Origin of the sequence: Actinacidiphila acididurans, from assembly GCF_016918855.1 — a bacterium.
Taxonomy (GTDB): domain Bacteria; phylum Actinomycetota; class Actinomycetes; order Streptomycetales; family Streptomycetaceae; genus Actinacidiphila; species Actinacidiphila acididurans.
Genome location: NZ_JADKYB010000001.1, coordinates 575,191 through 595,866, shown reverse-complemented (window position 1 = coordinate 595,866; position 20,676 = coordinate 575,191). Strand labels below are relative to the sequence as shown.

Here is a 20,676-nt window from a genome sequence, read left to right as displayed (position 1 = left end):
AACCAATTGGCGGGAACCTTGGCACACGATTTGCATCGATGCAATAGCCGCGGCCGAAACGGGGCGCAGGGGGCCCGCGCGCTGAGAGCTGCCCCACGGCGGGCTCGCGCCCCGCTCGCGCGGGGCACGCTTCCGCGCGGGGCGGCGGCCGCACCCGAAGAGCAAAGCGGCTACTGGCCGCCCTCACCCGCGGACGCCAGGCGCGGGGAGGCCTCACGGCCGGAGGGCACGTTGGGCGCGTTGGGCGCGCGCAGCGAGGACTCGCGGACGACCAGACGGAAGGGCGCCGCGTCCGGTGCGGACCCGGCGGGTCCCGCGTCCTGCGACGCGGCCTGCTCCTCCAGCAGGGTCAGCGCACGCTCGGCGATCACGTCCAGGTCAGGGGCGATCGAGGTGAGCGGAGGGTGCGCGTAGGCGGCTTCCTGGACGTCGTCGATCGAGGCGACGGCGACCTCCCCGGGCACCCGCACGCCGGACGCGTCCAGGGCCCGCAGCGCGCCGATGGCCAGCGCGTCGTTGAAGGCGAACACAGCGTCGGGGAGCGGCCCGCTGCCGTCCAGGAGCCGGCGTACGGCGTCGTAACCCTGCTTCCTGGTCCAGTCGTCGACCGGGACCACGAGCCAGTTCACCGGGCGCACCCGGGCCGCGGCCAGGGCCTGGCGGTAGCCCTCGGTACGCTGCCGGCCGTTCTCGCTGCCGTTGCGGCCGAGCGCGACGATCCGTCGGCAGCCCTGGTCCAGCAGGTGCTCGACCACGGTGCGGGCGGCGGCCACGTTGTCGATCCCGACCCGCGGCAAACGGTCGCCCACGCCGTGCTCGCCGAGCAGCACCAGCGGGAAGTCCGGCTGGACAGCGGCGGCTTCGGGGGGCACGGTCAGCGCGCTGAGCAGTACACCGTCGGCAACATTGGTCAGGCCGCCGGCCAGGATGCGCCGCTCGACCTCGCTGTCGCCGCCGGTCGACTCGATCAGCACCGTCACACCGCGACGGGCCGCGGCCTTGACGACGGCCTGGGCGAGTTCGGCGAAATACGGCTCGGCGAGGAAGGGCACGGCCAGGGCGACGAAGCCGGTCCGGCCCGAGCGCAGGCCGCGGGCGAGGTAGTCCATCCGGTAGCCCAGCTCGTCGAGCGAACGCTGCACCCGGGCGCGGGTGGCCGGGCTCACATGGGGGTAGCCGCTGACCACGTTGGAGACGGTGCGCACCGACACGCCCGCGTGCTCGGCCACGTCACGCATCCGCACCTTGGCCACTTGGCGCCCTCTCGTCCCGCTCCCGGCACCGGCTCGCGTCGGCCCGGCTCTCCCGCCGAGGTTCGGCGGTCCGCCGGCCCGCTCTTGCATCGATGCAAACATTCACTCATCATGAACCGACTGATCATCACGAGCAGCGTCTCATTCTAGTACGCGGGCTCGTACCCGGGCGGCCGCCGAAACGCGTGACGCACAGCGACAGCAAGCGCAACTGCGACAGCGAGAGCGGATGGCAGGAGGAGGGACTCATGAGCGTGAGCCGGCAGGACGGGTCGTACCCGCGGCCGATGCTGCGCCGGGAGCGGTGGCACAGCCTCGACGGCGTCTGGGACTTCGGGTACGACGACGCCGACGCCGGCGAGCGCGAAGCGTGGTTCGGCGACGACGCGCGACCCGCAGCACCCGGACCCGCGGCGGCCGCCGGCCCCTCCGGGGCGCTCAGTACGTCCGATCCGTCCGCCCCCGACCCTTTCGACCGCAGGATCACCGTGCCCTTCCCGCCGGAGGCGCCCGCCTCCGGCATCGGTGAGACCGCGCCGCACCGGGTCGTCTGGTACCGCCGCCGCATCCCGCACGCCGTCCTCGCGCCGGCCGCGGGCGAGCGGTCCCTGGTCCACTTCGGCGCGGTCGACCACCGTGCCCGGGTCTGGCTCGACGGCCGCCTGGTGGCCGAACACATCGGCGGCCAAACCCCGTTCACCGCGGACGTGACGGACGCCCTGCGCCCCGGCGCCACCGAGCACGTGCTGGTCGTCCGCGCCGAGGACGACCCGGCCGACCTCGCCCAGCCGCGCGGCAAGCAGGACTGGCGGGACCGCCCGCACGCCGTCTGGTACGAGCGGACCACCGGCATTTGGCAGAGCGTGTGGGCCGAGACCGTACCCGTACAGCACATCGCCGACCTGGCCTGGACGGCCGACCCGGCGCGCGGTGTACTGGCCGAGGTGACGCTGGCCCGAACCCCGCAGCGCCCGGTGGCCGTGGAGATCGTGCTCAGCCTCGACGGCCGGGTACTCGCCGAGACCTCGGCGGTGGTCGGCACCCCGCGGGCCCGGGTGGACGTGGTGATACCCGCGCTCGGCAACGGCATCGACCGCGAGGACTTGCTGTGGCATCCCGAGCGGCCGGTCCTGCTGGACGCGCGGGTCACCGTGCGGGAGGCAGGCGCCGGTACGGGCGAAGTGGTGGGCTCGGCGGACCCCGCCGCCCCCGTCGACATGGTGGACAGCTACGTGGGGCTGCGCAGCGTCGGGGTCGGCGGTGGGGCCTTCCTGCTCAACGACCGTCCCTACTACGTGCGTTCGGTGCTCAACCAGGGCTACCGGACCGACACCCTGCTGGCCAGCCGTGGCAGCGACGAGTTGCGGCGCGAGGTCGAGCTGATCAAGGCCATGGGCTTCAACGCGGTACGCATCCACCAGAAGGTGGAGGACCCGCGCTTCCTCCACTGGGCCGACCGGCTCGGCCTGCTGGTGTGGGGCGAGACCGGCGCGGCGTACGAATTCAGCGCGCACGCCGTGGAGTTGCTGACCCGGGAGTGGCTGGAGATCGTGCGGCGCGACCGCAGCCACCCCTCGATCGTCACCTGGGTGCCGATCAACGAGAGCTGGGGCGCTTCCGACATCGCCCACGACACCGCGCAGCGGCACTACTCGATCGCGCTGGCCAACCTCACCCGGGCCGTCGACCCGAGTCGGCCCGTGGTCTCCAACGAGGGGTGGGAGCACACCGACAGCGACATCCTCGGCGTCCACGACTACAGCGGCGACCCGCAGGTGCTGACCGCCCGCTACGGCGGCACGGCCGGCTTCTCGGCCCAGCTGACCGGTCTCGGGCCGCAGGGGCGGCGGCTGTCGGTCACCGCCGGCCAGACCGAACGGTACGCGGCGGGCGATGCGCCGCTGATGATCACCGAGTTCGGCGGGCTGTCGCTGGCCGCCGACGAGGGCGAGTTCTCGTACACCCGCACGAGCTCCGACACGCAGTACGCTGCGCTGCTCAGCGACTTGTTCGCGGCACTGCGCGACAGCCCGCTGGTCGCCGGCTTCTGCTACACGCAGTTCATGGACACCGCCCAGGAGACGAACGGCCTCCTCTTCCCCGACGGTACGCCCAAGCTGCCGCTGGAGACGATTCACCGGATCGTCACCGGCCTCAAAGACCCGTCGGCCCCGGCCTGACCGCATCCGGCCGGAACGTGGGCCGCCAACATGCCCGCCGACCAGGCGTGACCGCCCATGTGCGACATCGTCGGGCCGGCGCGTCCGGCAAGGCCCAGATCAGGACCAGCGCGCTCCACCGTCGACGTGGAGGGTCTCGCCGGTGATGTACGGGTTGATCAACAACGCGCAGGCGGCAGCCGAGACGTCGGAGGGGGCCCCGACACGGCGCGCCGGCGCGGAGGCGGCGATGTGTCGGAACAACTCGTGTTTGTCGGGCACGACGGCGTCCCAGTTGCTCGTGTCGATCACGCCGGGCGAGATGGCGTTGACACGCGTGGGCGCCAGTTCGACCGCGAGAGCGGACACAAGAGTGCTCACGCCGCCGTTGGTGGCCGCCATCGCGACAAGTCCCGGCGACGGCCGCCACGCGGCCAGGCCCGAGAAGAACAGCAGCGACCCCTCCTCGGCGATCAACCCCGAGAAGTGCTTGGCCAGCAGGATCGGACCCACGACCTTGGCATCGAAGGCCGCGAGCAGCGCGCCGCGCTCAAGGGAGGCGACCGGCCCGTTGCCGCGCTCCGTGGCGACACTGACGAGATGATCCAGCCCGCCGGCGGCCCGGACCTGGTCCGCGGCCGCCCGGATCGACTCCTCGCTCGAGAGGTCGAGTGCGACAGACCGGACGGCATCCCCGAGGGCCTTCGCCGCGGCGGCCGTCTTCTCGACGTTCCGGCCCGCGAGCGTGACCCGCGCGCCTTCCTGGAGGAGATCGGTGGCCAGGGCGGCAGCGATGTCGGAGCCGCCTCCCACGATCAGAACGCGTTTGTCCTTCAAGGAATACGGCATCGAATGCTCCACGGGATTTCCGCAGGACAGGCGGTACACCCGTCCTCGTCGGACAGTCCAACAGCCGGGGAGCCACCCGCACTTCCCGTCCGTTCATCGATAGAAGTACGCGTTGCGATAGATTCTCCTCATGCCGGAAGGGTCAGCGGAAGCCGAGACCTACGGCTCCCCCGGTCCGATCAGCACATGTTCGGCCCTGACCGGCGCCGGGGGGCCGGCCGGGGAGTTCACATCAGTTCCATGAGGACGTCGGCGCGGGCGTAGTAGTCGGACACGGGCAGACGGTTGCGGGGGATTCTGACGAACCCCGCGTCCTCGTAAAGGTGGATGGCGGGGGCCAGCTTGGTGTTCGTGCCGAGGAACAGCCGTGTCCCACCGAGTGCCCTGGCTCGGTCGATCGCCGCGGCAATGAGCAGGCGGCCGATGCCGCGTCCTTGCGTGGCGGGAACCACGGCCATCTTCGCCAGTTCGAACACGTCATCCGGATAGGCCAGAAGTGCGATGCAGCCGACCACAGCCCCATCGCCCGGCTCCTTGGCCACGAGTACGTCGCCACCCGATGCCACGATGCGGCCGAACGGATCACCGAGCACGGCTCGATCCTCGTCCTCCAGGACGAAGAGGCGCGAGATCCACTCCTCGTTGAGCGCGTAGAACGCGTCGGCGTCACGTTGTGAGGCGATCGAGGAGATCTCGACGGGGGCAGAGGCGTACGACATGGGGCGGACTCCCTTTCCGGTGGCGCCCCACAGCCTCCGGCCATACTCACCCATATGTCCAATACGAACCCCAGCGCCCATCAATAAGCTGCTCCTATGGATCGACGGATCGAGCTCCGCCATCTGCGGTACTTCCTGGCTCTGACCGAGGAACTGCACTTCGGCCGCGCCGCCCATCGGCTGCACATCGCGCAGCCCGCCCTGTCCCAGCAGATCAGACAGCTTGAGACGATCGTCGGCGTCGAGCTGTTCCGGCGGACCTCCCGGAGCGTCCGCCTCACACAAGCGGGGGCGGCGTTCCAGCCACGGGCTCGAAGTCTTCTGGACACTCTGGCGGCCGACCTCGACGAGGCCGGGCGCGTCGGCCGTGGCGAGGCCGGCCGCTTGGACGTCGCCTTCATCACCTCCGCCACCACCATCGTCGGCGAGCACCTCCGCGAATTCTCCCGCCGCCGCCCCGAGGTCCAGGTCAAGCTGCACGACGGCTTCACCACCGATGTCCTGACGGCCCTGGAGCGAGGCACAGCCGACGTCGGAATCGTCCGGGACGCCGAGCAGCGGGACGACATCGACCTCTCTCTCCTGGCATCGGAACGGTTCGTTGCCGTCGTCCCCACGGACCACCCCGCCGCCGAGGGTGACCGGGTGGAAGCGCGGGCGCTGGCCGCCGACCCTCTGATCCTTTTCCCGCGTTCAGCGGGACCCAAGGCGTTCGACACGAACACGCAGCCGTTGCGGAACGCCGGCATCGACGTCCAGGTCACGCAGGAGTGCTCGCACTGGCACACCATCGTCACGTTCGTCGCGGCCGGCCTCGGTGTCACCATCGCCCCGTACAGCGTCACCGCACCACTGCCCCCGGGCGCCCGAAGGCTCGAACTCGACGGACCGCCCACAGTGAGCCAGATCTTCATGGCCACCCGCCGAGGAGACGACCGCCCCCTCGTACAAGCCTTCACCGCGGCATCCACCGCCGGGGGCCCGGCCCGGCCTCTCGCCCCGTCTAGACGACCGGTCTAATCCGGTGTTACGGTGCACGCATGCCAGTCACCAAGGTGGAGACGCGCCAGAGCCTTCTGGAGACCGCACGGCGGATCGTGGCCGCGAAGGGCTACGCCGCGGTCGGCATCAATGAGGTCCTCGCCGCGGCCGGTGTCCCCAAGGGGTCCTTCTACCACTACTTCGCCTCCAAGGACGCCTTCGGCGAGGCAATGATGAAGAGCTACTTCGACGACTACCTCGCGACCATGGACGGCATCGTCGCCGACAAGGGCAAGAACTCCGCCGAGCACCTGATGAGCTACTGGCAGAGATTCCACGACACGCAGGCAGCGGACGACTGCCAGGGCGGGTGCCTGGTCGTCAAGCTCGGCGCGGAGGTCGCCGACCTCTCCGAGGTGATGAGGGTGGCGACGAAAGCCGGGACCACCGCGATCGTCGACCGCCTGGAGCGGATGATCACCGCCGGCATCGCGGATGGGTCCGTGTCCGTCGAGGAGAGCCCCTGCACGACGGCCGAGGCTCTCTACGACCTGTGGCTCGGAGCGAGCATGATGGCGAAGATTCATCGCAGCGCACACCATCTCGACCGTGCGATGACAGTCACTCGCCAGGTCCTCCACACCTGACAGGCCCTCTGCTGCCTGGGACACACCGGTCCGGGCAGCAGGCTCTCACTAGTAGACCGGTCCATTACGGACCTCATGACGACCGACCTCATACACTCCGACGCGAGCGAACTCGCTGGGGACTCTCCCGGTTCACCGTCAACGGCCGGACGGTGGATGCCGCCCACATCCAGACAGCGACCATTCCGTTCGACCTGACCGGACTCCCGGCGCTGTCCATGCGGTTCGGCACCAGCAGCGACGGCCTGCCGATCGGCGTGGAACTGGCGGCGAGCTGGCACTCCGAGTCGACAGTCCTGCACATCGCCGCGCTGCTGGAGTCGCTCAGCCCGGTCCGCGACCAGCACCCCACGATCTGACCGGCCGTCATCGGGTACGTCCGGCGGCGACGCTGTCATGCGGCCGGCGGCACGCGGAACAGTCGCTCGGCATTGCGGTGGCTGATGGCCGCCCGCTGTTCGTCGTCGAGGTTCGCCTCGGCCAGGAACCGGGTGGCGACGTCGCTGTCCTCGTAGGGGTAGTCGACCGCGAACAACACCCGCTCGGCGCCGACCTTGGCCAGGCAGTAGTCCAGGGCGTCGTGGTCGAACATGCCGCTGGTGGTGATCCAGACGTTGCGCTGGAAGTACTCGCTGGGCTTGAGTTCGAGCCTGACCATGTTGAGCACGTCGCGCGCCCAGGCGTACGTCTTCGCGTGGAGATTGTCGGTACGCCAGAGCCAGTACGGGATGCCCTCGCCGAGATGACCGAGGACCATGCGCAGGTCGGGGTGCCGGTCAAAGGCACCACTGAGGATCAAGCGCATCGCGTGCGTGGCGGCCTCGGCCTGAAAGCCCCAGATCGCCTGTTGCAGGCCGTAGGGATTGAACGGGTCCAGCATCTGCGGGCTCGGCATCCGCGGATGCAGGTACAGCGTGCTGCCGGTCTCCTCGATGGCGGCCAGAATCGGCTCGGACTCCGGCTCGTCCAGGTATCGCCCACCGGTGTGCGAGCCGATCAGCACGCCACCGAACCCCAGCGTCCCGGTGGCGCGCCGGATCTCCTCGGCCGCCGCCTCGGGGTCCTGGGGCGCGACGGCGGCGAGCGCGGCGAACCGGGTCGGGTTGCCGGCGACCATGTCGGCGAGCACATCGTTCATCTCTCGCGCCAGGGACGTCGCCATCGCCGTGTCGGACCAGAGCTGGACACCGGGAGGATTGAGGCTGAGGACCGACACGTCGACGCCCGTCCTGTCCATCTCCTCCAGGCGGGTCCGCAGATCCGTCAGCCGCCGGCTGATGAACTCATTGGCGATGAAACTGCGGGAGTACACACGCTCGGCATCCTCGCCGGGAAGTGCCGGCTGGTCCGCCGTCCGCTCCCAGAACCGCGCGGTCGCGAAGTGCTCCTCGACCGCGATGACGCGTTGGCCTTTGGTGTCCGGCATCGCACGTTTCCCTTCTCCAGCGGTGTGTTGTGCCCGATCTCCACAGACGCTACGGAGATGCCGGAGAGGCATGCCGGCCCCTGCTCTTCCTGGGAACGACAGGGTCACCCACGCATAGGATGTTTGGTATGCACCGGAACAACCTGCTCGGGGCATACCTGCGCACGTGCCGCGGACGCGTCTCGCCAGGCGCCGTCGGGCTCGAGGGACTTGGACCGCGTCGCGTGGCCGGGTTGCGTCGCGAAGAGGTCGCACTGCTCGCCGGCATCAGCTCGAACTACTACCTGCGCCTGGAACAGGGCCGGGACCGGCATCCGTCCGAGCAGGTGCTGGAGTCCCTCGCGCGTGCACTGCGGCTGGACCCGACCGAGACGGCACACCTGCTCGCACTGGGTCGGCCGCCGACCAGGCCAGTGGACGACCCCCGGCTGGTGGCCGTCCCGGCCAGCATCGGACGGCTGCTGGAGGCGGTGGGCCTGCCCGCCTTCGTGCAGGACGAGCATCTCGACGTCCTCGCGTCGAATGCCCTGGCCCGCGCGCTCTCGCCGGCACTGCGGCCCGGCCGGAACCGCCTGTTGTCGGTGTTCCTCGATCCGGACGAGCGCGACCTGTTCGCCGACTGGGACCTGGTTGCCGCTCACCTGGTCGCCTCGTTCCGCACCTCGATCGCCGCCAGTGCGGGGGATCAGCGCACGAGCGAACTCGTCGACGAGTTGTCGGCGCGCGACACCCGCTTTCGCGAACTGTGGGAACGCCACGCCGTCGTCAACATGGTGGACCGGCCTCCGGTCCGGTTCGCCCACCCCCTGGTCGGTGGGCTCACCCTGACCCGGGACAACCTGGCCATCGACGGCCCCAACGCACTGCGGCTGATGATCTACCATGCCGCGCCCGGCTCGCAGGATCACGACAGACTGGTCCGGCTCAGGGATGCCGCGCCTTCGAGCTGACCCTCCCGGTATTCGCGACGTGCACGCCGGCCGGGCGTTCTCGCTCCCGGAACGCCGTGGCTGACCGCGCTGGCACTCCAGTGCGCGCCGAAAGCCATCCATGGATCTTATCGCAAACCTTCGAAGCATGACGGTGATTGAGGGAAGCCATCCGAGCCCCTGGTTGCTCTCACCCACGAGACCGTCTCGCCAGGCCCGGCGAGGGGCTCACGCAGAGCGAAGGAGAGGCCCATGGCACATGCCGCACACCATGTGACTGTTCCGCTCGATGCTCGGCGCTCGCCAAGGTGGCGACCGAGCGTGAAAATCAGGCCGGTTGACGCGCGAGGCGCGTCGAAGTGCGCTCAGCAGCACACCCAGAAAGGAAAGACGGCCGATGTATGACAAGGTGATTTGGCCCGAACGGTACGACCCCAAGTCGTCGGCTCTCTACGCGCTCAATGACATCGACGTGAAGGCACCGCCTGAAGTGGTATGGAAGCTGCTCGTCGACGCCGAGAACTGGTCGAGCTACTTCCCTCCCGAAGACCGCGTCAAGATCCTGGCCGGCGATTCGGAACTGGCTCCGGGGACCAGGTTCAGCCGGGTGACGGTGGGATTTCCCATGAGTCTCCACGTGACGGAGTACGAGCCGTTCACCAGGCTTGCGTGGGAGACCACAGTCGACGACGACGAAACAGGTTCGAGCGCGTACCACGGGTGGGTCATCACGCCCACGGACAATGGTTGTCACGTATTGACCGAGGAAACACAGCAGGGCCCCTTCTTCGTCGAGGAACTCGGACGTAAGCATCCCGGTGCGCTTTACCGCTATCACCAGGACTGGGTCGAGCGCCTCGCCCGTGCCGCAGAGGCGGAAGTTCACAACCACAAGCCCACGGTCGCGTAGGGCGTAGGCCGAGCGCCGGTCTCCGGGCGTCCGGGCTCTTCGCCGGCCTCAAGCCGTACGAGAAGCGCAAGCTGCCGTTCATTCAAGGCGGACATGCGGGGCAGCCGCCGAGCCAAGTGCCGTCCGCAGCGGCCGATGATCCGGCTGGGTTCAGTCTGCCGGTGGTCGTTCCACCGTTCGGTGGCCAGCCGGATCCGCCGCACCACCTGATGGCTGCAGCGCCGCGCGGGCATCGCGCCCACGACGTGGAGCTGCGTCACGTGCTGGAGCCCGCAGTAGCCGCCGCCCGCGACGGAGGCGTTCGCGGTGCGTGCCGACGGAACGGCTGGTGCACGCAGGGGTTCGCCGGCCGGCACACCTGAGGCCGGTGCGCGCGGCAGGCGCGCGGCCCGGGCATGCTGCCGCGCCGTCCGCCGGGTGCCGCCGTGCCGCCGCGATCCACACAGCCCGGTGCCCGGCTGTGTGGATCGCACCCATGACCGCGGGCGCCGCGGGTGCCTATCCTGCTCGGGCCGTGCGGGACGGCCGCGGCGGCGGAAGGGCGGGCGGCAGATGGCCGAGCAGCGGGAGCACCACGGGCAACGGGCGCCGCGGGCACAGCGGGTGTACGAGGACACGGGCGTCGAGGTGGCCGGCGGGCGGCTCGCGGTGCGGCGCTGGCCCGGCCGGCCGGGGGCCGGCACGGTGCTGGCCGTGCACGGCATCGCCTCCAACGGGCTGGCGTGGACGCGGGTCGCCGAGGAGCTCGACGGCGTGGAGGTGATCGCGCCCGACCTGCGCGGGCGGGGCCTGAGCCGGAACGTCGCGGGCGCCGGCACGATGGCCCGCCATGCAGACGACCTGCTCGCGGTGCTCGACCACTTCGGGGTGGACCGGGCGGTGCTCGCCGGGCATTCGATGGGCGGGTTCGTCGCGTGCGTGGCGGCCCGCCGCGATCCGCTGCGGTACTCCGGACTCGTCCTGGTCGACGGGGGGCTGGGCTTCCCGGTGCCGCAAGGCGTGGACATCGACGCGGTGCTGCACGCGGTGATCGGTCCGGCCATGCGCAAACTGGAGATGACGTTCCCGGACCGTGCCGCGTACCACGGGTTCTGGGCGCGGCACCCGGCCTTCGCCGAGCTGCACGGCCCGGACGTCGACGCCTACCTCGACCGCGATCTCACCGGCACGGAGCCGGAGTTGCGGTCCGCCTGCCGGGCCGCGGCCATCCGCGAGGACGCGGAGGACGAGCTGCGCAACCCCGAGGTCTTCGCCGCCGTCCACGAACTGACCGTTCCCGCACGGCTGTTGTGGGCCGAACGTGGCCTGCAGGACGAACCGGTGGGGTTGTACGCGCCGGAGGTCGTCGCGGCGAGCGGCCTGGCGGACGAAGGCGTGGCACTTCACTTCGTGCCCGAGGTGAACCATTACTCGGTGGTGCTGGGCCGGGCCGGCGCGCAGGTCGTCGCGGGCCACGTGCGGGACGCGGTGGACACTGCGGCGGCCCGCATCTGAGAGTCGAGCCACCCAGCGGGCCCGGGCCGGGGCGGGCCCGCTCGGTGCGGTCAGGCCGCCAGGCTCTGCGGCACCAGCAGCTCCGCTCCGGTCGCGGCGCGCACCTGCTCCAGGTCGACGCCCGGAGCGAGTTCGGCGAGCCGCAGGCCGTCCGGTGTGACGTCGATGACGACCAGATCGGTGACGATGCGGTCGACCACCCGGCGCCCGGTGGCGGGCAGGGTGAGTTCGGGGACGATCTTCGGCGAGCCGTCTCGGGCCACGTGCTCCATCACCACGATGAGCCGGCCGGCACCGTGCACCAGGTCCATGGCGCCGCCCATGCCCTTGACCATCTTGCCGGGGATCATCCAGTTCGCGAGGTCGCCGTGTGCGGGGACCTGCATGGCGCCGAGCACGGACACGTCGATCCGCCCGGCGCGGACCATGCCGAAGGAGAGCGCCGAGTCGAAGTACGCCGCGCCGGGCGCCGCGGTGACCGTCTCCTTGCCCGCGTTGATCAGGTCGGGATGCTCCTCCCCCGCGACCGGGTAGGGGCCGGTGCCGAGGATGCCGTTCTCGGAGTGCAGCACGACGTGGACGCCGTCGGGCAGGTGGTCGGGGATGAGGGTCGGCAGGCCGATGCCGAGGTTGACGTACTCGCCGTCGCGCAGTTCGCGGGCGGCCCGGGCGGCGAGCCGGTCGCGGTCGAGGGGCACGGTCACTTCTCCTTCTGGGCCCGCGGGCTGCGGACGGTGCGGCGTTCGATGCGCTTGTCGTGCGGGTCCGCGGCGACCACCCGGTCGACGTAGACCCCGGGCAGGTGGATCGCGTCGGGCGGCAACTCGCCCGGTTCCACGATGCGTTCGGCCTCGACCAGCGTGGTCCGGGCGGCGGCCGCGCACAGCGGGTTGAAGTTGCGGGCGGCGGCGTGGAATGCGCAGTTGCCGTGCCGGTCGGCGACGTCGGCCCGCACCAGCGCGAAGTCGGTGGTGATGGCCTCCTCCATCAGGTACCGGACGCCGCCGAACTCCCGTACCTCCTTGGGCGGCGAGGCCACCGCGACCGAGCCGTCGGCGGCGTAGCGCCAGGCGAGGCCGCCCTCCTCGATCTGGGTGCCGGCGCCGGCCGGGGTGAAGAACGCAGGGATGCCGGCGCCGCCGGCCGTGCCCTGCGGGGTGAGCTCCACCTCCAGCTCGCCGGCCAGGTAGCGCCGCGCGAACTCCTTGTTCTCGCCGACGTAGGAGGACGTCATCCGGGCGATCCGGCCCAGGCCCAGCAGCAGCCCGAGCCCCCAGTCGTCGACGCCGCAGTTGTTGGAGACGACCTGAAGACCGCCGGCTCCCGACCGGACGAGTGCGGCGATCAGCGTGGAGGGGATGCCGCAGAGGCCGAAGCCACCGACGGCCAGCGTCGCGCCGTCCGGGATGTCCGCCACCGCGTGGTCGGCCGAGGCCACCACCTTGTCCATGCGTCCGCCTTCCCCGAGGGGTCGAAGTGAGGGTGCCCGTCCGGGCGTTCGGCACCGGAACCGGGGGCTCGGGCCCGCCGGTGGCGACGGCCCCCGGTCCTGCCACCCTTTCCGAGCGCTCCAGGCGCCCGCCATGGTCCCCGCCGACACCGATCGGCCGTGCAGAGCGTGTGCCGACCACATGTCCGGTTGACCTGGCCGCTTCTACGGTTCACCCAACCATCCGCCTCTCCGGGAGCCGGTCGCCATGCGTCGCATCGTCACGTCCACCATTTCGGGGCCCTCGGCTCCGCACAGGAGCAGATCCCTCACCGCGCTCGCCCTGCTGGCCGCGGGCGGCGTGCTGCTGGCCGGCTGCAGCAAGCCCGGCCAGACCGGCAGTTCCTCGCAGGACGGTGCCGGCACCGCGTCCGCACCGGTGAAGGTGGGCCTGGTGTACTCGCGCAGCGGGCCCCTGGCCGCCTACGGCAAGCAGTACCTCGAGGGGTTCGACGCCGGCCTGGCGTACGCCACGCACAACACCGGCAAGGCGGCCGGGCACAAGGTGGAGGTCACCGAGCAGGACGACGCGGGCGACCCGGCAAAGGCGGTGGCCGAGGCCAAGTCGCTGATCGGCAAGGGCACCCGGATCATCGCCGGCACCACCGACTCCGGTGTCGCGCTGCAACTCGCCCCGCTGGCGGCGCAGAACAAGGTGCTGTACATCTCGGGACCGGCCGCCACCGACGCGCTGACCGGCGTGAACGCCTACACCTTCCGTTCCGGCCGGCAGTCGTACCAGGACATCCTCACCGCGGGTTCGCTGCTCGGCGACTCCAAGGGCAAGAAGGTCGTCGTGCTCGCCCAGAACTCCGCGTTCGGGCAGGCAAACGTCGCGGCGGTCAAGCAGGTGCTGGGCGGCCAGGGAGCCACGGTGGACTCGGTCCTGGCGCCGCCGAGCGCGGGTGACCTGACGCCGTTCGCCCGGCAGGTCAAGTCCCGCAAGCCGGACCTGGTGTTCGTGGCGTGGGCCGGAACCAGCGCACCCGCGCTGTGGACGGCGCTGGACCAGCAGGGTGTGGTGACCTCCACCAAGGTCGTCACGGGCCTGGCCGGGGTCGCCTCGTACCCGCTGTTCGGGACGGCCGGTTCGAAGGTGTCGTTCCTGGCGCACTACTTCCCGGGCGCGGCCGGCACGCCGGTCGAGAAGGCGATGCTGGACGGCATCACGGCAGCCGGCGGCACGCCCGACCTGTTCAGCCCGGACGGCTTCACCGCGGCGCTGATGATCGTGCACGCCATCGAGGCGGGCAGCGCGACGGACGCCACGGCCATGGCCAAGTCCCTGGAGGGCTGGTCGTTCCAGGGTCCCAAGGGCGACGAGCAGATCCGCGCGGCGGACCACGCCCTGCTGCAGCCGATGTTCACCGCCAAGCTCACCGGCGTCGGCGCCGCGGCCAAGCCGCAGCTGGTCGGCCGGCTGCCGATGACCGCGGTGACGCCGCCGCCGCACGCGATGGCGGGCTGATCGTGGCCCCTGTCCTGCACCTGGCCGGCGTGGGCTGGTCGGTGGGCGGCGCGACCATCGTCGACGACGTGTCGTTCGACGTGCGCGAGGGCGAGTTCCTGGCGTTCATCGGTCCCAACGGCGCCGGCAAGACCTCCCTGTTCAACCTGATCAGCGGCCTGGTCCCGGCGGGCCGCGGGTCGATCGCGCTGGACGGCGCGGACGTGACGGCCGAGGGCGTGGCGGCCCGGGCCCGGCGCGGCCTGGGCCGCACGTTCCAGACGTCCAGCCTGTGGCCGGCGATGACGGTCGCGGACCACGTGCGGCTGGCGGCGCAGGCCGCCGACGGCGGCTCGTACCGGCTGTGGCGGCGGGCCGCCGCCTACGGCGGCCAGGTCGCCCGCGTGCTGGAGCGCACCGGCCTGGGCCACCGCGCCGACGCGGTCGCCGGGTCGCTGTCGCACGGCGAGAAGCGCAAGCTCGAACTCGCCGTGCTGCTGGTCGGAGAGCCGCGGCTGATGCTGCTGGACGAGCCGATGGCGGGGGTGAGCGCCGAGGAGGTGCCGGCGCTCACCGCACTGATCCGCTCGCTGCACCGCGACGAGGGCCGCACGGTCCTGATGGTCGAGCACCACATGGACGTGCTGCTGGGCCTGGCCGACCGGCTGGCGGTGATGCACCACGGCACGCTGCTGGCCCTGGACACGCCGCAGGCCGTCATGGCGGACGCCACCGTGCAGTCCGCGTACCTCGGGGAGGCGTTGTGAGCGCGGCGACCGAACCGCTGCTGGCGGTCCGCGGGTTGCGGGTCGTGCTGGGCGGCCGGCACATCCTGCACGGCGTGGACCTGGACGTGGCGCCGTCCGGCGTCACCGCACTGCTCGGCCGCAACGGCGCCGGCAAGACCACCACCGTGCGCGGGGTCCTCGGGCTGGTGCCGCGCACCGGCAGCGTCCGCTTCGCCGGCGCGGAGACGGTGCGGCTGGCGACGCACGACCTGGTGCGCCGCGGCATCGGCTACGCGCCGGAGGACCGCGGGGTATTCGCCGGCCTGACCGTCGCGGAGAACCTGCGGCTGGCCGAGCGGGCGGGCGCCGGCGCGCCCGACTACCCACTGGTGTACGAGCTGTTCCCCGAACTGCGGGAACGGGCCCGCCAGTCGGCCGGCACCCTGTCCGGCGGCCAGCAGCAGATGGTGGCGATCGCCCGCACCCTGCTCAACGGCAACCGGCTGATCATCGCCGACGAGCCGACGAAGGGCCTGGCGCCGCGCGTGGTCACCGAGGTGGCCCAGGTGCTGGAACGCGCGGCGCAGGCCGTGCCGGTGCTGCTCGTCGAGCAGAACCTCGCCCTGGTACGGCGGCTGGCCGCATCCTGCGTCGTGCTGGCCGACGGCCGCACCGCGCACCGCGGCCCGGCCGCGGACCTGCTGGCCGACGCCGTGGCGACCCGCCGCCTGCTGGGCGTCGGCTCGAACTCCCCCGCGCACGAGGAGGCGGACGCCTGATGTCCACCGTCGTTCTGCTCGCGGTCACCGGACTGGGCCTGGGCGCCCTGTACTTCCTGGTGGCCTCCGGGCTGTCGCTGATCTTCGGCCTGATGGACGTGCTCAACTTCGCGCACGGCGCGCTGCTGTCCATCGGGGCGTACGGCAGCTGGTGGGCCGCCTCCGGACACCTGCCGGGCGCGGGTTCCTCCGGCGCGGGCTTCGTGCTGGCCGTCGCCTTCGGGACCGCGGTGGGCACGCTGGCCGCGGTGGTCCTCGAACTGGCTCTGATCCGGCCGCTGTACCAGCGGCCGAGGGAGCAGGTGCTGGCCACGGTCGGCGTGGGCCTGGCGGTGCCGGCGCTGCTGTCGGCGATCTGGGGCGCCGACGCGCGTCCCTTCCCCGGGCCGCACGCGCTGTCGGGGACGTTCGGCCTGCTGGGTGCGCGGATCCCGGTCAACCGGCTGGTGCTGGTGGGTGCGGCGCTGCTGGTGCTCGCCGCGCTGCGGCTCTTTCTCGGCCGCACCCGGCACGGCCTGGTGGTGCGGGCCGGGGTGGAGGACCGTGCCATGGTCACCGCCCTCGGCATCGACGTACGGCGGGCGTTCACCCTGGTGTTCGCGATCGGCGGGGCCGCGGCGGCGCTCGGCGGCGCGCTCGGTGGGCTCTACTACGGCTCGGTCGACCCGGGCCAGGGCACCTCGCTGCTGATCTTCGCGTTCGTGGTCGTGGTGATGGGCGGCATGGGCTCGGTGGCCGGTGCCGCGCTGGCCGCGGCCGGCGTCGGGCTGGTCCAGCAGTTCGCCAACTACTACACCGCGTCCGGCCTCGGCGACCTCGCCGTGGTCGTCCTGCTCGCCGCCCTGCTGCTCCTGCGGCCGAGCGGTCTCACCGGGAGGCTCGCATGAGCACCGCCACTCCGGTCCGCGAGGCGGCCCCCGACACCGCGGCGGCCTCGCCCGGCGCCCGCGGCTGGACGCGCTGGTGGCCCGCGGTGGCGCTGGTGGCGCTGATCGCCGTCCCGTACAGCGCGATGCCGCTGCCGGGCCTGCTCGACGGCCCGATCGGTTCCGCCGGCAGCCTGCAACTCCTGGCGCTCTGCCTGGTGTTCGGGGCGCTGGCGACCGGTTACGACCTGCTGCTGGGCCGGACCGGCCTGCTGTCGTTCGGGCACGCGCTCTACTTCGCGGCGGGCAGCTACGCCACCAACACCTTCATGATCGAGGCCGGGCTGCCGTTCGTGCCCTCGGTGGTGCTGGGCCTGCTGTCCGGGACGGCGCTTGCCGCGCTGCTCGGGTCGGTGTCGCTGCGAGTGTCCGGCATCGCGTTCTCCATGGTCACGCTGGCGTTCGCGCAGGCCGGTTCGCTGCTGGTGGAGCGCGACCCGGGCGGGGTGACCGGCGGCGAGGAGGGCCGGGCGATCCCCGCGGACAAGCTGCCGTCGTTCCTGGCCGGCATCGACAACACCGCCAACCTGTACTGGATCGCGCTGGCGTACCTGGTGCTGACGCTGGTGGTGGTGCAGTGGGCGGTGCGCTCCCCCACCGGGCGGGTGTGGGAGGGCATCAAGGAGAACGAGCGCCGCGTGGAGGTGCTGGGCTTGCGCCCGTACGGCTTCAAGCTCGTGGCCTTCGTCGTCGCCGGCGCGCTGGCCGCGGCCGGCGGCGTGGTGCACCTGCTGCTCACCGGCGGCGCGACCCCGCAGACCACCACGTCCGACTTCACGCTGTCCCTGCTGGTGATGGTGGTCCTCGGCGGATCCGGTTCACGCTGGGGGCCGCTGATCGGCGGCGTCGCCTACACCTGGGCCGACCAGCGGCTCGGCGACCTCGCCGGCTCGGGAACGGTGGCCGGCCTGCCGTCGGTGCTGCGGGTGCCGTTGTCGCAGCCGCTGTTCCTGCTGGGCACGCTGTTCGTCGTCGCCGTGTACGTCCTGCCCGGCGGCGTGGCCCGGCTCCCGCAGCGGCTGCGCGCGGCCCGGGCCGGGGCACGGCGGAGCAAGCGTGGGGAAGCAGGCACCGCCGGGGCTCAGGTGGACGGCTGACCCACGCACCTGGACGGGCCGGGGTGACCGGGCCTCGCGGCCTGACCACCCTGGCCCGCATGCCCGTTCTCTCGCTGTCGCCGCTGCGCTTGTCCGCCGGGGAGATCGCCGAGGTCGTCGAGGTCCACGCGACCGACCCGGCCTACTGGCGGGCGGCCGGCGAGCACGATCCCGAGCACATCGACGCCGAGCGGGTCGAGGCGGATCTGCGGGAGGAGGCCGGTGCCGGCGGCGGTGCGGTCCTGTTCGCCCGCGACACCCAAGGGCGGCTCGTCGGGGTCGTGTGCCTGCTCGACCGCCGTCCCGCGGACGGGCTGCCGTGGATCGGGCTGCTGATGGTGCACGGCCGCTTCCACCGCCAGGGGATGGGACGCGCGGTGGCCGCACTGGTCGAGGAGCGGTTCCGCGCCGAGGGACGCGGGGGCCTGCGTCCGGCGGTGCCGGAGAGCAATCCCGCGGCGCTCGCGTTCTGGACGGCGCTGGGCCGGCGCGAGATCGACCGTCGCGTCGACCGGGCGCACGGCCGGCCGTGCGTCGTCCTGCACAAGGACCTGGCTTCAACGCCCGCCGGCAGGGACGCCCACCTCGGGAGAACGCCTGCCGGGGAGAACACGTCCCGGGAAAACGCCCGCTCAGGAGCCGGACAGCAGGTGCAGCCGCAGCGCGAGCTGGAGTTCCAGCGCGCGCTCGGGGTCGCTCCAGCCGGCGCCGAGCAGCGCCTGGATGCGGTCCAGGCGCTGGACGACCGTGTTGACGTGCAGGTGCAGTTCGTCCTTGGTGCGGGTCAGCGTGCCGCCGCAGGCGAAGTAGGCGCCGAGCGTGCGGACCAGTTCGGTGCCGCGGCGGGCGTCGTACTCCAGCAGCGGCCCGAGCGTCGCGGTGACGAACGACTCCACGTCGCGCTCGTTGCCCAGCAGCACGCCGAGGAAGCCGAGTTCGGCGGCGCTGGCACCGTCGCCGGTGCGGCCGAGCGCCTGCAGTGCCCGCAGGCAGCGCAGCGCTTCGGCGTGCGCGTCGGCGATCGCCCGCGGCCCGGCGGCCGGCCCGCCCGCGGCGACCGTCACCGGCACGCCGACGAGCGGGGTGAGCTGGGCGACGGCCGCGCGGGCCGCGGCGCCGGGCAGCGCACCGTCGTGCGGCAGCAGGAGCACGACGGTGCCGGACTGCTCGGCGCTGATGCCGTCGCTGCCGAACAGGCAGCGCCCCGCGGCCGCCACCAGCTTGTCGTGGTGGCCGGGGACGGTCTCGGCGACGAGCAGCAGGCACGGTCGCGCCAGGTCGATCCCGAGCCGCAGGCCGCGCACCACCAGGCCGGCCGGGTCGCGGTCGGGCGCGGTCAGCAGGTCGGCGACCAGCTCGCCGCGCACCCGGTTCTCGGTCTCGGCGACGGAGCGGCTGAGCAGCAGCAGGAGCGCGGTGACCACGCCGGCCCGCTCGAACAGCCGGCGGTCGGAGTCGTCGAGCCGGCCGCGCCCGTACAGCACGAGGCTGCCGAGCAGCTCCTGCCCGGCGAGCACCGCGCACGTCCAGCGGCTGTCGCGGAACACCGCACGGGCCGCGGCGTGCGAGTCGGCGGCGTGCCGCACCAGGGACGACGCCTCGGGCACCGGGCCGTCGAACTCCTCGCCGCGCCGGCCGACGGCGGCCAGGGTCCGGCCCTCGCTGTCGTGGATGGTGATGGGTCCTTCGAGCAGTCCCGCGACGGCCGCGGCCACCTCCGAGACGTCGCCGCCGCGCAGCACCAGGTCGGTCAGCCGGTCGTGCGCCTCCTCGGCGCGCTGCATGGCCGCGGCGTGCTCGCGGATGACCGCGCCGGCCTCGGCGAGCTCGGTGATGGACTTCGCGGTGTCGATGGCGATGGCGGCGTGCGCGGCGAGCGAGCACAGCAGCGCCACCTCGTCGGGTGTGAACGGGCGCGGGGTCCGGTCGGCGGCGAACAGCACGCCGATCACGTCGCCGTCGGCCGCGCCCGAGGAGGTGGCCCGGCTCCCGTTCGCCGCCGGGCCGTTGGTTGCGGGGCCGGTCGTCGCGGGCCCGGCCGATGCCGGGCCGTTCGCCGCCCTGCCGTTCGGCGCCCTGCCGTTCGCCGGGAGGCCGACCGCACGTGCGGCGCCGCCGCGGCCGCCGAGCAGCAGCGGCACCCCGAGGATGCCGACCAGGCCCTCGTCCAGTACGCCCTCGTCGATGGATCCGGTGTGCCGGAAGCGCTGGTCGGTGCGGTAGTCGGGGGTGGCGTAGGGCCGGGCGGACTGCGCGACGAGGCCGCCGAGGCCGTCGCCGTAGCTCAGCCGCAGCGTCTGGAACAGCGGTGACACCGATCCGTCGGTGACCCGCATGTAGGTGTCGCCGGCCTCCTCGTCGCGCAGGGTCAGGTACGCGGTGTCGGTGCCCAGCAGCATGCGCGCCCTGCGGACGATGGACTGCAGCACCGCGTCGAGGTCGCGCAGCGCGGCGAGGTCGCCCGCGGTGTCGAAGAGCGCGGCCAGTTCGGACTCCCGGCGGCGGTGCTGGCGCAGCACCCGGCGCACCCGCAGGGCCGTCCCGACGGCCTGCTCCAGCTCGGCCAGGTCGGCCGGCCCCGCGCCAGCGGCCCTGGCCCGCACCGTCACCGCCCCGTACTCCTCGGCGGGGGCGTCCTCCGCGACGAGTTCGAGCAGCCGCCGCAGGAACGGCGCGATGGGTGCGGCGGACGCAGCGGGCGCGGCAGGCACTGCGGACGCCGGGCTCGCAGCGGGCGCGGCGGGCACCGGGGACGTGGAGGGCGCGGCCGGCACCGGGGACGCCGAGGACGTGGAGGGTGCGGAAGCTTCTGGCATCGGGACCACCGTGCGGGTAGGAACGGC

At 72.3% G+C, this 20,676-nt stretch carries 19 protein-coding genes and 1 pseudogene; 13 read left to right on the top strand and 7 right to left on the bottom strand.

Going from position 1 to position 20,676, the window contains the following annotated elements:
• Positions 1–170: 170 nt before the first annotated feature.
• Entirely contained in the window at positions 171–1,238 is a 1,068-nt protein-coding gene (locus ITX44_RS02605; RefSeq protein ID WP_205355279.1) for a LacI family DNA-binding transcriptional regulator, read from the bottom strand.
• Between the two features lie 263 nt (positions 1,239–1,501).
• On the opposite strand from ITX44_RS02605, the gene ITX44_RS02600 reads away from it, so the two are divergent.
• Positions 1,502–3,433, top strand: coding sequence for a glycoside hydrolase family 2 protein (locus tag ITX44_RS02600; protein WP_205355278.1), 1,932 nt, complete (start codon positions 1,502–1,504; stop codon positions 3,431–3,433).
• 99 nt (positions 3,434–3,532) lie between these two features.
• On the opposite strand, the gene ITX44_RS02595 is transcribed toward ITX44_RS02600, so the two are convergent.
• Both ITX44_RS02595 and ITX44_RS02590 read right to left on the bottom strand, forming a co-directional pair.
• A complete protein-coding gene (locus ITX44_RS02595; RefSeq protein WP_307795046.1) occupies positions 3,533–4,273 on the bottom strand; it encodes an SDR family oxidoreductase in 741 nt (246 codons plus the stop codon).
• Positions 4,274–4,488: 215 nt separating this feature from the next.
• Positions 4,489–4,980 (bottom strand): GNAT family N-acetyltransferase, encoded by a 492-nt coding sequence (locus tag ITX44_RS02590; RefSeq protein WP_205355277.1) that lies wholly within the window; start codon positions 4,978–4,980, stop codon positions 4,489–4,491.
• 96 nt (positions 4,981–5,076) lie between these two features.
• On the opposite strand from ITX44_RS02590, the gene ITX44_RS02585 reads away from it, so the two are divergent.
• The 3 genes from ITX44_RS02585 (at position 5,077) to ITX44_RS42515 (ending at position 6,967) form a co-directional block, all read left to right on the top strand.
• The gene (locus tag ITX44_RS02585) at positions 5,077–6,000 is read left to right on the top strand and encodes a LysR family transcriptional regulator (RefSeq protein WP_205355276.1); all 924 of its coding nucleotides are present in this window, start codon (positions 5,077–5,079) and stop codon (positions 5,998–6,000) included.
• Positions 6,001–6,020: 20 nt separating this feature from the next.
• A complete protein-coding gene (locus tag ITX44_RS02580) occupies positions 6,021–6,608 on the top strand; it encodes a TetR/AcrR family transcriptional regulator (RefSeq protein ID WP_205355275.1) in 588 nt (195 codons plus the stop codon).
• A 152-nt stretch (positions 6,609–6,760) separates the two neighbouring features.
• Positions 6,761–6,967 carry an amidase family protein gene (locus ITX44_RS42515; RefSeq protein WP_205355441.1) on the top strand — a complete coding sequence of 69 codons (207 nt, stop codon included), beginning with the start codon at positions 6,761–6,763 and terminating at the stop codon, positions 6,965–6,967.
• A 35-nt stretch (positions 6,968–7,002) separates the two neighbouring features.
• Here ITX44_RS42515 and ITX44_RS02570 read toward each other — a convergent pair whose 3' ends face one another.
• Entirely contained in the window at positions 7,003–8,034 is a 1,032-nt protein-coding gene (locus tag ITX44_RS02570; RefSeq protein WP_205355274.1) for an amidohydrolase family protein, read from the bottom strand.
• Positions 8,035–8,153: 119 nt separating this feature from the next.
• Here ITX44_RS02570 and ITX44_RS02565 point away from each other — a divergent pair, with 119 nt between their 5' ends.
• The 3 genes from ITX44_RS02565 to ITX44_RS02555 all read left to right on the top strand — a co-directional run bounded on the left by ITX44_RS02565 (position 8,154) and on the right by ITX44_RS02555 (position 11,367).
• Entirely contained in the window at positions 8,154–8,984 is an 831-nt protein-coding gene (locus ITX44_RS02565; protein WP_205355273.1) for a helix-turn-helix transcriptional regulator, read from the top strand.
• 376 nt (positions 8,985–9,360) lie between these two features.
• Positions 9,361–9,873, top strand: coding sequence for an SRPBCC domain-containing protein (locus tag ITX44_RS02560; RefSeq protein ID WP_205355272.1), 513 nt, complete (start codon positions 9,361–9,363; stop codon positions 9,871–9,873).
• 552 nt (positions 9,874–10,425) lie between these two features.
• Positions 10,426–11,367 carry an alpha/beta hydrolase gene (locus ITX44_RS02555; protein WP_205355271.1) on the top strand — a complete coding sequence of 314 codons (942 nt, stop codon included), beginning with the start codon at positions 10,426–10,428 and terminating at the stop codon, positions 11,365–11,367.
• A 50-nt stretch (positions 11,368–11,417) separates the two neighbouring features.
• On the opposite strand, the gene ITX44_RS02550 is transcribed toward ITX44_RS02555, so the two are convergent.
• A complete protein-coding gene (locus ITX44_RS02550; protein WP_205355416.1) occupies positions 11,418–12,065 on the bottom strand; it encodes a 3-oxoacid CoA-transferase subunit B in 648 nt (215 codons plus the stop codon).
• A 2-nt stretch (positions 12,066–12,067) separates the two neighbouring features.
• Positions 12,068–12,817, bottom strand: coding sequence for a CoA transferase subunit A (locus ITX44_RS02545; RefSeq protein ID WP_205355270.1), 750 nt, complete (start codon positions 12,815–12,817; stop codon positions 12,068–12,070).
• A 247-nt stretch (positions 12,818–13,064) separates the two neighbouring features.
• Here ITX44_RS02545 and ITX44_RS02540 point away from each other — a divergent pair, with 247 nt between their 5' ends.
• The 6 genes and pseudogenes from ITX44_RS02540 to ITX44_RS43235 all read left to right on the top strand — a co-directional run.
• Positions 13,065–14,324 (top strand): substrate-binding domain-containing protein, encoded by a 1,260-nt coding sequence (locus ITX44_RS02540; protein WP_205355269.1) that lies wholly within the window; start codon positions 13,065–13,067, stop codon positions 14,322–14,324.
• Between the two features lie 2 nt (positions 14,325–14,326).
• Positions 14,327–15,070 carry an ABC transporter ATP-binding protein gene (locus ITX44_RS02535; protein WP_205355268.1) on the top strand — a complete coding sequence of 248 codons (744 nt, stop codon included), beginning with the start codon at positions 14,327–14,329 and terminating at the stop codon, positions 15,068–15,070.
• A complete protein-coding gene (locus ITX44_RS02530; protein WP_205355267.1) occupies positions 15,067–15,810 on the top strand; it encodes an ABC transporter ATP-binding protein in 744 nt (247 codons plus the stop codon). The genes ITX44_RS02535 and ITX44_RS02530 overlap by 4 nt, the downstream gene beginning before the upstream one ends.
• Positions 15,810–16,697 (top strand): branched-chain amino acid ABC transporter permease, encoded by an 888-nt coding sequence (locus ITX44_RS02525; RefSeq protein WP_205355266.1) that lies wholly within the window; start codon positions 15,810–15,812, stop codon positions 16,695–16,697. Before ITX44_RS02530 ends, ITX44_RS02525 begins: the two co-directional genes overlap by 1 nt.
• On the top strand, positions 16,694–17,833 hold the full coding sequence (locus ITX44_RS02520; RefSeq protein WP_205355265.1) for a branched-chain amino acid ABC transporter permease: 1,140 nt from the start codon (positions 16,694–16,696) through the stop codon (positions 17,831–17,833). The genes ITX44_RS02525 and ITX44_RS02520 overlap by 4 nt, the downstream gene beginning before the upstream one ends.
• 59 nt (positions 17,834–17,892) lie before the next feature.
• Positions 17,893–18,258 (top strand): annotated as a pseudogene (locus ITX44_RS43235) (GNAT family N-acetyltransferase); the annotation flags it as partial.
• Positions 18,259–18,465: 207 nt separating this feature from the next.
• Here ITX44_RS43235 and ITX44_RS02510 read toward each other — a convergent pair.
• A complete protein-coding gene (locus ITX44_RS02510; protein ID WP_205355264.1) occupies positions 18,466–20,649 on the bottom strand; it encodes a helix-turn-helix domain-containing protein in 2,184 nt (727 codons plus the stop codon).
• Between the last annotated feature and the right edge of the window lie 27 nt (positions 20,650–20,676).